The following is a 13,199-nucleotide window of genomic DNA, read 5'->3' as shown; positions in this document are numbered from 1 at the left end:
TGATGAAGACGAGGAGAATTGGCAAGACGGCGCTCGAGGTGACCGAAATCAGCTTCGGCGCCGCTGCCCTCGGCGGCCTCTACCGCGCCTGCCCGCGTGAGCAGGCAATGGAAACGCTGGAAACGGCATGGGATCACGGCATCCGCTATTATGATGTGGCGCCGTGGTATGGCCTCGGACTTGCCGAACGACGCGTCGGCGATTTCCTGCGTGACAAGCCGGAAAACGACTATGTTCTGTCCACCAAGGTCGGCCGTCTGTTGCGCCCGGTGCCGACAGGCACGGTTCCCGACTACAGCTATGTCGATCCGCTCTCCTTCGATGCCGATTACGATTATTCCTATGACGGCATCATGCGCTCGGTCGAATTCAGCTATGCGCGCCTCGGCCTGAACCGCATCGATATCCTCTTCGTTCATGACATCGGCGCCTATACGCATGGTGCGGCCAGGAATGCCGTGCATCTGAAGAATTTCCTCGATAGCGGCGTCAAGGCGCTGGAGCAGCTGAAATCCTCGGGCGCGATCAAGGCTTTCGGCCTCGGCGTCAACGAGGTGCCTGTCTGCCTCGACGTGATGCGCAACGCCGATATCGACACGATCCTGATGGCCGGCCGCTACACCCTGCTCGACCGTTCGGCCGTTGCCGAACTGATCCCGCTCTGCCGACAGAAGGGAACCTCGTTCGTCGTCGGCGGCGTCTTCAATTCCGGCATCCTCGCGACCGGCCCGGTGCCGGGCTCGCATTTCGACTATATGCCGGCGAGCGAGGAAGTGCTCGCCAAGGTGGGCGCAATGGAAGAGGTGGCCAAGCTCCACGGCGTACCGCTGGCAGCCCCTGCCCTGCAGTTTCCGCTGCACGACCCGGTGGTCTCCTCGGTGCTGATCGGCACCGCGCGTCCGTCGAGCCTGACGCGCAACATAGAAAATTTCGAGCCGCGGCTTCCTGCCGACATCTATCCCGAATTCGAACCCTATACGCTTGTCGCCGCGCCGCTCGGCGAAGAGGCCGTGCGGGTCTGAGGAGACACCATGCTTAAAGGTATTCACCCGCTTCTTGGCCCCGATCTGCTCTATGCGCTGAAGAGCATGGGGCATGGCGACGACATCGTCATTGTCGATGCCAATTTCCCTGCAAGCAGCATGGGGCCTGACGTCATCCGGGCTGATGGCGTCAGCGCCACTGCCATGGCCGAGGCGATCCTCACCCATATGCCGCTCGATACGTTCGTGCCGCAATCGGCATGGCGGATGGAGGTGGTCGGCGATTCCAAGGCGGTGCCGGAGGTTTGCGCCGAATTCCAGGAGATCGTCACCCGGCGCGCCGGCGATTTTTCCATCGCATCCGTCGAACGCTTCGCCTTCTACGAGATGGCACGGAAGGCGGCCTATATTGTCGCGACCACCGAGTTCCGGCTCTACGGCAACCTGATTTTGAAGAAGGGCGTCGTGCACCCGCACGAGGTGCAATTCGACTGAGGACCGTATTTTAGGTTCTTATGTATTGGAAACGAAAACAATTGCTTGGCAGACAATTTAGCGGGTAAAAAAGCGAAATCGGCACACTTGCAATTTGCTTTCGCCTCGGCTAGCTTCACATCGTAAATGTTTTTTATCGATAAAAATCGTCCGCCTGCGTTCAGCGGTCCGGTTTCATTGGAGGAGAACGCACCCTTAGAGGAGAACCCTTATGAATATCGTGAAATCCATTCTGTCTCGCCGCGCCTTTACGGCACTTGCAGGCGCCGCTGTCATTGCAACGGCAATGCCGGCCGCGTCCTTTGCCGCCGAGGTAACGATCCCGATCATCGTCAAGGACACGACGTCCTTCTACTGGCAGATCGTTCTGGCCGGCGCACGCAAGGCCGGCAAGGATCTCGGCGTCAACGTGCCGGAACTCGGCGCCCAGGCTGAATCCGACATCAACGGTCAGATCAGCATTCTCGAGAATGCCGTTGCCGGCAAGCCGGCCGCCATCGTCATCTCGCCGACCGAGTTCAAGGCACTCGGCAAGCCGATCGATGAAGCCGCCAAGTCGGTTCCGATCATCGGCATCGACTCCGGCGCCGACTCCAAGGCATTCAAGTCGTTCCTGACGACCGACAACGTCCAGGGCGGCCGTATCGCCGCTGACGGTCTTGCCGCCGCCATCAAAGGCGCCACCGGCAAGGAAGAGGGCGAAATCGTCATCCTGACGAACCTTCCGGGCGTCGGCTCGCTGGAACAGCGCCGCGAAGGCTTCCTGGATCAGATCAAGACCAAGCATCCCGGCCTGAAGGTGATTGCCGACAAGTACGGCGATGGCCAGGCAACGACCGGTCTCAACATGATGACCGACCTGATCACGGCAAACCCGAAGCTCGTCGGCGTCTTCGCCTCGAACCTGATCATGGCGCAGGGTGTGGGCCAGGCGATCGCTGAAAACAAGCTCGGCGACAAGATCAAGGTCATCGGCTTCGATAGCGACGACAAGACGGTCGGCTTCCTCAAGGATGGTGCGATCGCCGGCCTCGTCGTTCAGGACCCCTATCGCATGGGCTATGACGGCGTGAAGACCGCTCTTGCCGTCTCCAAGGGCGAGAAGGTCGAGCAGAACGTCGACACCGGCGCAAACCTCGTCACCAAGGCGAACATGGCCGAGCCGAAGATCGACGCGCTCCTGAACCCGAAGATCAAGTAAGAGCGACAGGCGGCCGCGCCGGCTTCAAAAGCCGGCGCGGCCTTTCTCATCCGTGGTATGGTTCACCAGGGATGGAGCAGACGTGACAAGAGGAGGAGAGGTCCATGGTCGGACTGGAAGAGGTCAGTCATCGCCACGATGACAGCGCCACGCTGAAAGAAGCCAATCGAATTCCCGCCGGATCGCCTATCCTCGAACTGAAAGGCCTGCAGAAGAATTACGGTCACGTGCAGGCGCTGAAACCGGCGACGCTGACCTTCCTTGCCGGTGAAATCCACGCCATCGTCGGCGAAAACGGTGCCGGCAAATCCACCCTCATCAAGTTGCTCACCGGCGTCATCACCCGCACGGCAGGCGAGGTGCTGTGGTGCGGCCATCCGGTGGGGCTGTCGACGCCGAACGAGGCAATTGCCCGCGGCATCAACGCCGTTCACCAGGAAGTCGTGCTCTGCAGGCACCTGACGGTGGCTGCCAATCTCTTCCTCGGCGACGAGGTCAACCGTTACGGGCTGATGCGCAGGAAGCAGATGGAGAAGATGGCGCAGTCCGTCCTCGACGATCTCGGCTTCGGCCTGCCGGCCGGTGCGCTTCTGAGCTCGTTGACGATCGGTCAGCAGCAGCTCGTCGCCACCGCGCGCGCCGCCATGCGCGGCACGCAGTTCCTGATCTTCGATGAGCCGACCGCCTACCTCACCCGCCAGGAATCCGCACAGCTCTTCAAGCTGATCCGCCGCCTGCAGAGTGAAGGCGTCACCATCGTCTATATCAGCCACCGCATGGAAGAGGTCTTCGAGCTCGCCGACCGTGTCTCGGTGCTTCGCGACGGCACGCATGTCGGTACGCGCCTGATCGGCGAGACCAATGAGGCCGAGCTGATCGCGCTGATGATCAACCGCTCGATCGAGCAGATCTACCATAAGGAAGAGATTCCGATCGGCCAGACGATCCTCGACGTCAAGGGACTTACAGGTCCGGGCTTCGAGGATGTGACGCTGAACGTCAAGGCAGGACAGATTGTCGGGCTCTACGGCCTGATCGGCGCCGGGCGCAGCGAATTCGCGCTCGGGCTTTATGGTCGCCAGCCGACAAGTGCGGGCGAAATCCACTGGATGGGCAAGCGCGTCGACATCAAGAACGAACGCACCGCGATGGAGCTCGGTATTGCGCTGGCGCCCGAAAGCCGGCGCGACCAGGGGCTTTGCCTCAACCTGCCGATCGGCCTCAATATCAACCTGCCGGTATTCGGACGCCTCAGCAACGGCCCGGTTATCAATCACGCACGCGAATCGACGAATGCCGACAAGCAGATCCGCGATCTCAGCATCAAGACGCCGAGCCGGCGTGTTCCGGCCTCCAGCATGTCGGGCGGCAACCAGCAGAAGATCGTGATCGGCAAGTGGCTGAGCCATGGCGCCCGGCTATTCATTTTCGACGAGCCGACTGTCGGCGTCGATGTCGGCACCAAAGCGGAAATCTACCGGCTCTTCGCCAAGCTGCTGAAGGAGGGGGCAGGCATCATCCTGATCTCCTCCTACCTGCCCGAGGTCTACGAACTGGCCGACCGGCTGCACGTCTTCCGCAGCGGCAAGCTCGTTGCAAGCCATGATTTCCACGCGGCGACGCATGAAGAAGTGCTCAGCGAAGCGATCGGCGTCTGAGCCAAAAGAATAAGAGGGAGAAAATTCATGACTGTCACCCCCACCGAAATCGTCGCGCCGCCGCCGCGCCGGAAGATGAACATTCTGTTCGGCCTGACGCTGATCGGGTTGCTGATCTTCCTCTGGGTCGTGCTCGGCTTCGTCACCGAGAGCTTCTGGACGCCGCTCAACATCTCCAACCTGCTGCGCCAAGGTGCGATGACGGCGATCCTGGCGCTCGGCCAGACCTTCGTCATCATCACCGCCGGCATCGACCTTTCTGTCGGCGCAATCGTCGGTTTCTGCACCGTCATCATCGCCTGGCTGCTGCAGGCGGGTGTGCCGCTCTGGGCGGCAATCCTGCTGACGCTGGCCATCGGTGTCGCGATCGGCTCCTTCCATGGCTTCGGCATCGTGCATATGGGCCTGCCGCCCTTCATCATCACGCTTGCGACGCTGACGTCGCTGCGCGGCATCGGCCTCTTGATCACCAACGGCTCGACGATCAGCATCACGGACGAGGGCTTCAGCAATTTCGCCCGCGCCGATTTCCTTGGCGTTCCAAGCCTGTTCTGGATGGTCATCCTGGTCGCGATCCCCTCCTTCGTCTTCCTGCATCTGAGCCGCTGGGGCCGCTACCTCTTCGCCGTCGGTTCAAATGCGGAAGCGGCGCGTCTTTCCGGCGTCAACGTCAAGGGGATGATCTACCTCGCCTATATCCTTTCGGCTTCGTTTGCGGCCTTCGTGGGCGTGCTGCTCGCCTCGCGTATCGCAATCGGTAACGCGACACAGGCCGACGGCTGGGAACTGCAGGCGATCGCCTCTTCGGTCATCGGCGGCACGTCTCTCTTCGGTGCCGTCGGCTCGGTGCATGGTCCGCTGATCGGTGCGTTCATTCTAGCGACCATCAACAACGGCGCAAACCTTCTGAACGTCAACTCGTTCTGGCAGCGCATCATCACCGGCCTGCTGATCATCGTCATCGTCTACTTCGATCAGCTTCGCCGGCGCCGGGCGGGCTGAGCGGGATACAAAACAAAGCCGGCCCACAGGGCCGGCTTTCTTCATTTCAGCAATGCGAGAACCGTCATGAAAGCAGTCCTTTGCCGCGAACCCGGCGTCCTCGATCTCGTCGAGCGCCCCTCCCCCGAAAAACCGGCACCCGGCTGGGTACGGCTCGCCGTCAGCCATGTCGGCATTTGCGGCACGGATTACCACATCTTCGAAGGCAAGCACCCGTTCCTCGAATATCCGCGCGTGATGGGACACGAGATCTCGGCGACCGTGCTCGAAGCAGGCGACGGCGTGGCGATGGCGACGGGCACACCTGTGATCGTCAATCCTTACCTTTCCTGCGGTAGCTGTGTCGCCTGCCGGCAGGGCAAGCCGAACTGCTGCACCAATATCAAGGTTCTCGGAGTTCATACCGACGGCGCTTTCTGCGAGGAGATCGTGGTGCCTGCGGGCAATCTCTATGCCGCCAAGGGCCTCAGCCTGGAGGCTGCCGCGACCGTCGAATTCCTGGCGATCGGGGCGCATGCTGTGCGCCGCTCCATGGCGGCTGCAGGTTCCCGCTCGCTCGTTATCGGCGCGGGCCCGATCGGCCTTGGTGCGGCAATCTTCTCGCGTATTGCCGGTCATGATGTGACATTGCTCGATACGAGCACGGAACGGCTGCAGATGGCCTCCGAGCGCTTCGGCTTCACGTCAGGCATCGTCGCCAATGATGGGACCGCAGATGCCGTGAAAGCCAGGACGGACGGCGATGGTTTTGATGTCGTCTTCGACGCGACAGGCTTTGGGCCGTCGATAGAGAAGGCCTTCGGCTTTGTCGCCCATGGCGGCGCGCTGGTGCTCGTCAGTGTCGTGAAAGACGATATCCGCTTCTCCGACCCGGAGTTTCACAAGCGGGAGATGATGGTCATCGGCAGCCGCAATGCAACGCGCGTCGACTTCGAACATGTCGCGGATTCGATCGCCAAGGGCCTCGTTCCGGTCGACAAGCTGATCACGCATCGCACGACGCTTGCCGACGCGCCGCGTGATCTTGCCCGCTGGGCGCATGAGAAGAGCGGCCTTATCAAGGCCGTCATCAAGGTTGCTGATTAAAGCGTAGCGATCGCGGCGCGCATCTGCCTGACGACTTCGACATCGGTCCGGTTCGAGGTCGGCACATCGAAGCCGAAGGAGACGGCGCGCGGATCGGCACTGGCAACGGGTGAGCTGCAGGAACCGTGGATTTCGTGAGCACCCGTCGCCCGCAGAATTTCGACGGCATTGGTTGGGCGCACGCCGCTGCCCGGCATGATCGAGATGCGACCGGCTGCCTTGGCGGAGATGCGCTTCAGCGTTTCCAGTCCATCGAGCGCCTTCGGCACACAGCCTGAAGTGAGGATGCGCTCGCAGCCGAGTTCGACCGCCTGCTCCAGTGCCACATCCGGGTCCGGCACGAGATCGAAAGCGCGATGCAGGGTCGAGCCGAGGCCGGCGGCATGCGCCTTCAAGCGATGAATGAGCGGCATGTCGAGCGTGCCGTCCGACCGGTTGGCGCCGATGACGACGCCGGCGAGGCCCGCGGCCCTGACGGCATCGATATCGGCCAGCATCGCCTTTTCATCCGTGGCATCGAAGATGAAGGGACCGGCGTGAGGGCGGATCATCGCATAGACCGGGATCGGTGCTTCGGCGGCAATTCGCATCAGGCTCGGCAGCGGCGTCAGCCCGCCAAGTTCCAGCGCCGAGCAGAGCTCGATGCGGCCGGCACCACCCTCGATCGCCGCCGCAAGGCCTTGAGCGCTATCGACGCATACTTCCAGCAAAACCGTCATCATCCGAATCCCTCTTCTTCCGCCGCAGCTTATTTATGCGAAGGCGGCATCTTTCGCGACAGGTCTTGGGACGATTTTTGCAGCAGTCGCGATCAGCAGGTCGCAAGCGTCAGCGGCCGCTTTCCGATGATTGAAGGCCACGTGGTAGGACATGGGCATCGGCTCGGCGAGTTCGACGATGCGCACTCGGTCGGCAATCGGCATGGCGCTGACGCGGCCGAGGAAGGAGACGTAACCGTGGTTGGCGACGAGATCGACGATGACAGGCAGCGAATCCGCCGCGGTGATATCCCGGTCGCGGAGGCGGCGATGCAGGGTACGGTCATAGCCGAAGGTCATGGCGGCATGGCCGATTCCGGTGCGCGGGCTCGGCGTGCAGATCGGATGACTGGCGACAAGCTCCGTGGCAGTTGCTCCCGTGCTGTCGAGCGGAGCGATCGCTACCATGTCGGTGCGCAGCAATTCGCGATGACGGAAGCTTTCCAGGCCGAAGACGGAATCGAGGATCGCGACATCGATGCGTCCGGATTTCAGCGCCTCGCGCAGATCGTCCGCGGTCATCGAGACCAGCGATAAGGCATTCTTGTTGCGGCCGGTATTCCACTCGGCGACGAGGCTGCCAAGGCAACGTGCGACCCAGCTTTCCGAGCCCGTAGGGATGATGGCGCCTATGCGCAGCGAGCGGGCGGTGCGCTGGTAGCGTTCGTCCGCAGCGGATTTCAGTTCGTTCCAGGCGAGGCTGATGGTCGAAAAGACCGCATAAGCAAATCGGCCCTCCTCCGTCAGCGCAGAGCCTTGTGCCTGACGTTCGAAGAGCCGGTCTCCGAAGAATTTCTCAAGATTGGCGATCTGCAAGGAAAGCTGCGGCTGACCAAGACGAAGGCGGCGTGCTGCCCTGTTGATGCTGCCTTGATCGGCAACCTCCAGATAACGCTCCATGGTGACTAGCTTGACTGGGATGCGGGCGGCCCATTGTCCGTAAGCTTCTGGTTCACGATGACCGAGCCTGTCTCCAAGCTGCCCTGTTGCAGCAAGGATCGGCGCCAATCCCTCCAGAACTCTGCCTCCGGCAAGCAGAATGACCAGTTCGCCCGAGGAACGCTCGGCGAGCTTCAAGGCAAGCTCCGTCTCCAGATTGTCGATCGCTGCCGACACGGTCGAGACGGAGACGTTGAAGCGGCGCGCCGTCTCGCGCATGGAGCCGGAAGACAGAACGTGACTTGCGATGAAGAGGGCGCCGAGATGCAAGGCTTTCTCCGGAAACTACTGAAAAGGCGGAGGATATGACGTGTTCGTGAAAAAAGATATCCCTGCTCGCGAAGGTGCAGGCTATCGTTCACCCATAGAAATCCGGGCGGCAAAAAGAACCGATCAAAAGCACCGGAACATCGTGGAAACACGCAAGGGGACAAAAACAAATCGCGCCGGCATTGGAAAAGGGAATGCAATTCCGCGCAACGGTCTGCATTCGCCGCCATAATCGCGCCGCGAGAGCGAATACTGGAGGGGGCTGCTTCGATTTTCGGGCATCGATTTTTCGGGCATGCACACTATTTCCATGACGCACGTATTTCCGGCATGATGGCCTGATGGCTGACCATGCCGGCTGGTTTTATGCGCGCAGGCTTCTCGTCCGGGGCTTTCGCGACGTTTAACGGTGTTCAACCAAGGGGATAATCATGCTGAAGAAATTCGCACTTGCCGTTTCGCTTGCCGCCTTTGCGGCCGGCGCGGCCCACGCCGCAGACGTCGTCGTTTCATCGAAGATCGACACCGAAGGCACGCTGCTCGGCAACGTCATCGCGCTCGCGCTGGAAGCCAACGGAATCAAGACGCAGGACCGCATCGCGCTCGGCGCGACGCCCGTCGTGCGCAAGGCGATCACTGCTGGCGAAATCGACATCTATCCGGAATATACCGGCAATGCCGGCTTCTTCTTCAACAAGGCCGATGACGCAGCCTGGAAGAACCTGGAACAAGGCTACCAGGCAGCAAAGAAGCTCGACTATGACGCCAACAAGATCGTCTGGCTGACGCCTTCGCCTGCCAACAACACCTGGGCGCTCGCCGTGCGTAGCGATGTCGCCACCCCGAACAACCTCAAGACCATGTCCGATTTCGGCAAGTGGGTTTCGGGCGGCGGGGCTGCCAAGCTTGCTGCCTCCGCCGAATTCGTCAACTCGGCCGGCGCCCTGCCCGCCTTCCAGACGACCTATGGCTTCACGCTGAAGCCGGATCAGGAAGTCGTGCTTTCGGGCGGCGATACGGCTGCGACGATCAAGGCTGCGGCCGACCAGACCAACGGCGTCAATACCGCCATGGTCTACGGCACTGACGGCGCAATCCAGGCTGCCGAACTCGTCGTTCTCGAAGACGACAAGAACGTGCAGCAGGTCTATGCACCAACCCCGATCATCCGTGAAGCCGTGCTGCAGGCAAACCCGAAGATCCAGGAAATCCTCGCTCCGATCTTCCAAAGCCTGACGGCGGATGAACTGCGCAAGCTCAATGCCAAGATCCAGGTCGATGGCGAGCCGGCTAAGTCAGTTGCCGAAGCCTATCTGAAGGAAAAGGGCTTCCTGAAGTAATTGGCTGATGCGCCCCGCCCGTTCAGGGCGGGGCTTTCTCCCACAGGGTAGGATCGATGGAAGAAACCTTAGCGGTCCGCAAACTGGACCGGCTCGGCGTGGTACTCGTGGCAGGCGGCATTCTGGCAACGGCGCTTCTGCCCTTCATCTATGTGAAGGCAAACCGTATCGCCGCCGGCAAGCCGATGCTCTTGACGCAACTTCTTCCGCAACCTTCCGTCGTCATCCTGCTGGTGCTGCTGGTTGCCACAGCATTGGCAACTCTCTTCCTGCGCAATGCTTTCATCCGGCTCGCCCTCGGCACGCTCTGCCTTGCGGCGCTGATCGCCGCCATTGGTCTCACCGCAACGGCTGCCACCCCGCCCGGCAGTACGGTGGCGCGCATGACGCCAGGTGGCAGTTTCTGGGTGCTCTTCGGGGTGATCGGCCTCATCATCTCCGACGCGCTGGTGAAGATCCGGCTGACGCCCTGGACGCGTGTCGCTGTGCTTGCCGCCTATACGGCGCTTCTCGGCCTCTGCCTCTCCTCCGGCCTGCTCGATAGCCTGTCGATCCTCCGGGAATTCTCCACGCGCTCGGCGCAGTTCTGGACGGAGGCCTATTCCCATCTGGTTCTGGCCTTCGGATCGCTTGCGGTGGCGATCGTGCTTGGACTGCCGCTTGGCATCCTCTGTTTCTGGGTGCCCAAGCTGCGCGCCATCGTGCTGCAGACGCTAAGTCTGATCCAGACCATTCCAAGCCTTGCGCTATTCGGCATATTGATGCTGCCGCTCGGCTATCTCGCGACGCATGTGCCGCTCGCGGCCGAAATCGGCATTCGCGGGATCGGCACGGCGCCGGCGCTGATCGCGCTCGTGCTCTATTCGCTGCTGCCGATCGTCGCCAATACGGTCGTCGGCCTCGAAGGCGTCGATCCCTCGGTGCGCGATGCGGCGGCCGGCATGGGGCTGACGCGCCGGCAGATCCTCACCGGAATCGACCTGCCGCTTGCCTTCCCCGTCATCCTCACCGGCATCCGTATCGTGCTGGTGCAGGCAATCGGCATGGTGACGATCGCCGCCCTGATCGGCGGTGGCGGCTTCGGCATCTTCATCTTCCAGGGGCTTGGCCAGACGGCCATGGACCTCGTTCTGCTCGGCGCCGTGCCGACCGTTTTCTTCGCCTTCTCCTCGGCCGTCATCCTCGATGCGGTCATCGAAAGCATCCAGGGGCCAGCCGCATGAGCAAGATCGAGATCCGGAACGTCACCAAGCGCTATGGCTCGGCCACCGTCGTCGACAATGTCTCGATGAGCGTCGAGAAGGGATCGATTACCGTCATCGTCGGCACATCGGGCTCCGGCAAATCGACGCTGATGCGGATGATCAACCGGCTGGTGCCGATCACCGAAGGCGAGATTCTGGTCAATGGGCAGAATATCATGGACGTGCCGGCGACAGAGCTTCGCCGCAAGATCGGCTATGCGATCCAGGGACACGGCCTCTTTCCGCACCGGACGGTGGCGCAGAATATCGCGACCGTGCCGCAACTGCTCGGCTGGGACGCAACCCGGACCAACAAACGCGTGAGGGAATTGCTCGGCCTCTTCAATCTCGATCCGGCAGCCTTCGCGGAGAAATATCCGCATCAGCTGTCTGGCGGTCAGCAGCAGCGCGTCGGCGTTGCCCGGGCGCTCGCGGCCGAACCGGAACTGCTGCTGATGGACGAGCCCTTCGGCGCGCTCGATCCCGTCATTCGCGGCAAGGCGCAGGACGATCTGCTGGCGATCCAGAAGCAGTTCGGCACGACGGTCGTGCTCGTCACCCATGACATGGACGAGGCCTTCCATCTCGGCAACCAGATCGCCGTGATGAGCGGCGGCAAACTGCTGCAGTGCTCGACGCCGGAGAAGATCCTGACAGAGCCTGCAGACCCCTTCGTGCAGCAATTGACCGGCACATCCGACCGGGCGCTGAAGCTGATGTCGCTGACCCCGCTGAAGGACAGTATGGAGCCAGCCAAGCCGGGCCTGCCCTATTCGCTGGCGCAGTCGCTCAGCCTTCGCGATGCGCTGGCCGAGATGATCTGGCAGGGCGTGGATGAGGCCGCCGTGCAGAATGCCGACAAAGCGGCTGTCGGTTCGATTTCGATGGAGCGGCTCATCGAACTGGGCCGCAAGGCATGAAGTTTCTCCTCGCCAATCTGTTTCGCGCGCTGGCGCTGGTGATCCTGCTCATCCTGATCTTCAGGACGGAGTGGCTCTCCTTCATGCTGGTGCCGCTGACCAACAACAATGCGCCGCCGGTCTATATGCAGAACAGCCTCGCTTCGCTGGCGCTCGGCCATCTGGAGCTGGTCTTCGTTTCGATTATCGGCAGCGCGGTGCTTGCCGTTCTCGGCGGCATTTTCGTCACCCGGCCAAGCGGGGCCGACTTCCTGCCGTTGTCACGCGCCATCGCCAATGCTGGTCAGACCTTTCCGCCTGTCGCGGTGTTGGCGCTTGCCGTTCCCGCTACCGGCTTCGGTGCTGCGCCGACGCTGATCGCACTCTTTCTCTACGGCCTGCTGCCGATCTTCGAGAATACGGTTGCCGGCCTCAAGCAAGTGTCACCGCAGGTACTGGATGCAGCAGACGGAATGGGCATGAACGGGACGCAGCGCCTCTTCCAGGTCGAGCTGCCCCTCGCCCTTCCGCTGATCCTCGAGGGGCTGAAGGTCGCAACCGTCATCAATATCGGCACGGCGACGATCGGCTCGACGGTTGCGGCAAAGGGTCTCGGCGAAGTGATCATTGCCGGTCTGATTTCCGACAATACCGCCTTCATTCTGCAGGGCGGCCTTATCGTCGGCCTGATGGCGGTGCTGATCTATGATGTCGTCGGCATGCTCGAAGGCGCGATCACGCGCAGAATGGGCTTGCGTCCGGCTTGAGAGGACGGCTACCAAGGCTGCCTAGGGCACGTTCGTTTTCTTCGAATCACGAAAGTGCTCTATCTGCTCGTTTTTACGCAATTCCGAACGCATAACCGCTGCACGTTTCTGCTGGAATTGCTCTGGATATCAGCGATTGGGAGACCGCCTTGGCCAAGATGATCCATTCCATGATCCGCGTTCTGGACGAGGCGCGCTCGGTCGAATTCTACAGCAAGGTCTTCGGGCTCAGGATTGCCGACCGTGTCGATTTCGAGACTTTCACGCTGATCTACATGAGCAATGACGAGAGCGGTTTCGAGCTGGAACTGACGGTCAACAAGGGCCGTATCGAGCCCTACAATCTCGGCGATGCCTACGGCCATCTCGCCGTCTCCGTTCAGGAAGTGGAGGTCGAGCACAAGCGGCTGACCGATCTCGGCCTCAATCCCGGCAAGCTCGTGGAACTCAACCGCGATAGCAAGCTCTTCGGGCTGTTCTTCTTCATCGCCGATCCCGACGGCTACAAGATCGAAGTGCTTCAGCGCCACGGCCGTTTTCAATAAAAGACAAGAGGC

Annotated in this window: 14 protein-coding genes; 12 read left to right on the top strand and 2 right to left on the bottom strand. The window is 61.4% G+C overall.

Annotated features, from left to right (window positions below):
* Positions 1 to 2: 2 nt before the first annotated feature.
* The 6 genes from AC1DF8_RS06450 to AC1DF8_RS06425 all read left to right on the top strand — a co-directional run bounded on the left by AC1DF8_RS06450 (position 3) and on the right by AC1DF8_RS06425 (position 6,425).
* Positions 3 to 1,022 (top strand): aldo/keto reductase, encoded by a 1,020-nt coding sequence (locus tag AC1DF8_RS06450; RefSeq protein ID WP_477995346.1) that lies wholly within the window; start codon positions 3 to 5, stop codon positions 1,020 to 1,022.
* 9 nt (positions 1,023 to 1,031) lie between these two features.
* Positions 1,032 to 1,478, top strand: a complete 447-nt coding sequence (locus AC1DF8_RS06445; protein ID WP_477995344.1) for an RbsD/FucU family protein — start codon at positions 1,032 to 1,034, stop codon at positions 1,476 to 1,478.
* Between the two features lie 211 nt (positions 1,479 to 1,689).
* Entirely contained in the window at positions 1,690 to 2,679 is a 990-nt protein-coding gene (locus tag AC1DF8_RS06440) for an ABC transporter substrate-binding protein (RefSeq protein ID WP_112541741.1), read from the top strand.
* Positions 2,680 to 2,783: 104 nt separating this feature from the next.
* A complete protein-coding gene (locus AC1DF8_RS06435; protein WP_477995339.1) occupies positions 2,784 to 4,337 on the top strand; it encodes a sugar ABC transporter ATP-binding protein in 1,554 nt (517 codons plus the stop codon).
* A gap of 27 nt (positions 4,338 to 4,364) precedes the next feature.
* Entirely contained in the window at positions 4,365 to 5,339 is a 975-nt protein-coding gene (locus AC1DF8_RS06430) for an ABC transporter permease (RefSeq protein ID WP_112541743.1), read from the top strand.
* A gap of 66 nt (positions 5,340 to 5,405) precedes the next feature.
* Positions 5,406 to 6,425, top strand: coding sequence for a zinc-binding alcohol dehydrogenase family protein (locus tag AC1DF8_RS06425; RefSeq protein ID WP_477995337.1), 1,020 nt, complete (start codon positions 5,406 to 5,408; stop codon positions 6,423 to 6,425).
* On the opposite strand, the gene AC1DF8_RS06420 is transcribed toward AC1DF8_RS06425, so the two are convergent.
* Positions 6,422 to 7,144 carry a copper homeostasis protein CutC gene (locus AC1DF8_RS06420; RefSeq protein WP_477995491.1) on the bottom strand — a complete coding sequence of 241 codons (723 nt, stop codon included), beginning with the start codon at positions 7,142 to 7,144 and terminating at the stop codon, positions 6,422 to 6,424. The two genes, AC1DF8_RS06425 and AC1DF8_RS06420, sit on opposite strands and share 4 nt — an antisense overlap.
* Before the next feature lie 33 nt (positions 7,145 to 7,177).
* Positions 7,178 to 8,392, bottom strand: coding sequence for a LysR family transcriptional regulator (locus AC1DF8_RS06415; protein ID WP_113211336.1), 1,215 nt, complete (start codon positions 8,390 to 8,392; stop codon positions 7,178 to 7,180).
* A gap of 46 nt (positions 8,393 to 8,438) precedes the next feature.
* On the opposite strand from AC1DF8_RS06415, the gene AC1DF8_RS06410 reads away from it, so the two are divergent.
* The 6 genes from AC1DF8_RS06410 (at position 8,439) to AC1DF8_RS06385 (ending at position 13,187) form a co-directional block, all read left to right on the top strand.
* Entirely contained in the window at positions 8,439 to 8,624 is a 186-nt protein-coding gene (locus AC1DF8_RS06410; RefSeq protein WP_477995335.1) for an acetyltransferase, read from the top strand.
* 199 nt (positions 8,625 to 8,823) lie between these two features.
* A complete protein-coding gene (gene osmF, locus AC1DF8_RS06405; RefSeq protein WP_477995333.1) occupies positions 8,824 to 9,732 on the top strand; it encodes a glycine betaine ABC transporter substrate-binding protein OsmF in 909 nt (302 codons plus the stop codon).
* A 56-nt stretch (positions 9,733 to 9,788) separates the two neighbouring features.
* The gene (locus tag AC1DF8_RS06400; RefSeq protein WP_113114675.1) at positions 9,789 to 10,955 is read left to right on the top strand and encodes an ABC transporter permease; all 1,167 of its coding nucleotides are present in this window, start codon (positions 9,789 to 9,791) and stop codon (positions 10,953 to 10,955) included.
* Entirely contained in the window at positions 10,952 to 11,896 is a 945-nt protein-coding gene (locus AC1DF8_RS06395) for an ABC transporter ATP-binding protein (RefSeq protein ID WP_477995331.1), read from the top strand. Before AC1DF8_RS06400 ends, AC1DF8_RS06395 begins: the two co-directional genes overlap by 4 nt.
* On the top strand, positions 11,893 to 12,642 hold the full coding sequence (locus AC1DF8_RS06390) for an ABC transporter permease (RefSeq protein WP_112541750.1): 750 nt from the start codon (positions 11,893 to 11,895) through the stop codon (positions 12,640 to 12,642). The genes AC1DF8_RS06395 and AC1DF8_RS06390 overlap by 4 nt, the downstream gene beginning before the upstream one ends.
* Positions 12,643 to 12,791: 149 nt before the next feature.
* Positions 12,792 to 13,187: a VOC family protein gene (locus AC1DF8_RS06385; RefSeq protein ID WP_477995329.1), complete on the top strand. Its 396-nt coding sequence runs from the start codon at positions 12,792 to 12,794 to the stop codon at positions 13,185 to 13,187.
* Positions 13,188 to 13,199 lie beyond the last annotated feature (12 nt).

Source organism: Rhizobium sp. 05N49, assembly GCF_056396805.1.
Note: the sequence above shows the minus strand (reverse complement) of the source record. Positions and strands in the feature narration are given on the sequence as shown.

Excerpts from the sequence above, each read along its gene's own strand:
- AC1DF8_RS06450 (WP_477995346.1), top strand. The coding sequence starts at position 3 with ATGAAGACGAGGAGAATTGGCAAGACGGCGCTCGAGGTGACCGAAATC.
- AC1DF8_RS06445 (WP_477995344.1), top strand. The coding sequence starts at position 1,032 with ATGCTTAAAGGTATTCACCCGCTTCTTGGCCCCGATCTGCTCTATGCG.
- AC1DF8_RS06440 (WP_112541741.1), top strand. The coding sequence starts at position 1,690 with ATGAATATCGTGAAATCCATTCTGTCTCGCCGCGCCTTTACGGCACTT.
- AC1DF8_RS06435 (WP_477995339.1), top strand. The coding sequence starts at position 2,784 with ATGGTCGGACTGGAAGAGGTCAGTCATCGCCACGATGACAGCGCCACG.
- AC1DF8_RS06430 (WP_112541743.1), top strand. The coding sequence starts at position 4,365 with ATGACTGTCACCCCCACCGAAATCGTCGCGCCGCCGCCGCGCCGGAAG.
- AC1DF8_RS06425 (WP_477995337.1), top strand. The coding sequence starts at position 5,406 with ATGAAAGCAGTCCTTTGCCGCGAACCCGGCGTCCTCGATCTCGTCGAG.
- AC1DF8_RS06420 (WP_477995491.1), bottom strand. The coding sequence starts at position 7,144 with ATGACGGTTTTGCTGGAAGTATGCGTCGATAGCGCTCAAGGCCTTGCG.
- osmF (WP_477995333.1), top strand. The coding sequence starts at position 8,824 with ATGCTGAAGAAATTCGCACTTGCCGTTTCGCTTGCCGCCTTTGCGGCC.
- AC1DF8_RS06400 (WP_113114675.1), top strand. The coding sequence starts at position 9,789 with ATGGAAGAAACCTTAGCGGTCCGCAAACTGGACCGGCTCGGCGTGGTA.
- AC1DF8_RS06395 (WP_477995331.1), top strand. The coding sequence starts at position 10,952 with ATGAGCAAGATCGAGATCCGGAACGTCACCAAGCGCTATGGCTCGGCC.
- AC1DF8_RS06390 (WP_112541750.1), top strand. The coding sequence starts at position 11,893 with ATGAAGTTTCTCCTCGCCAATCTGTTTCGCGCGCTGGCGCTGGTGATC.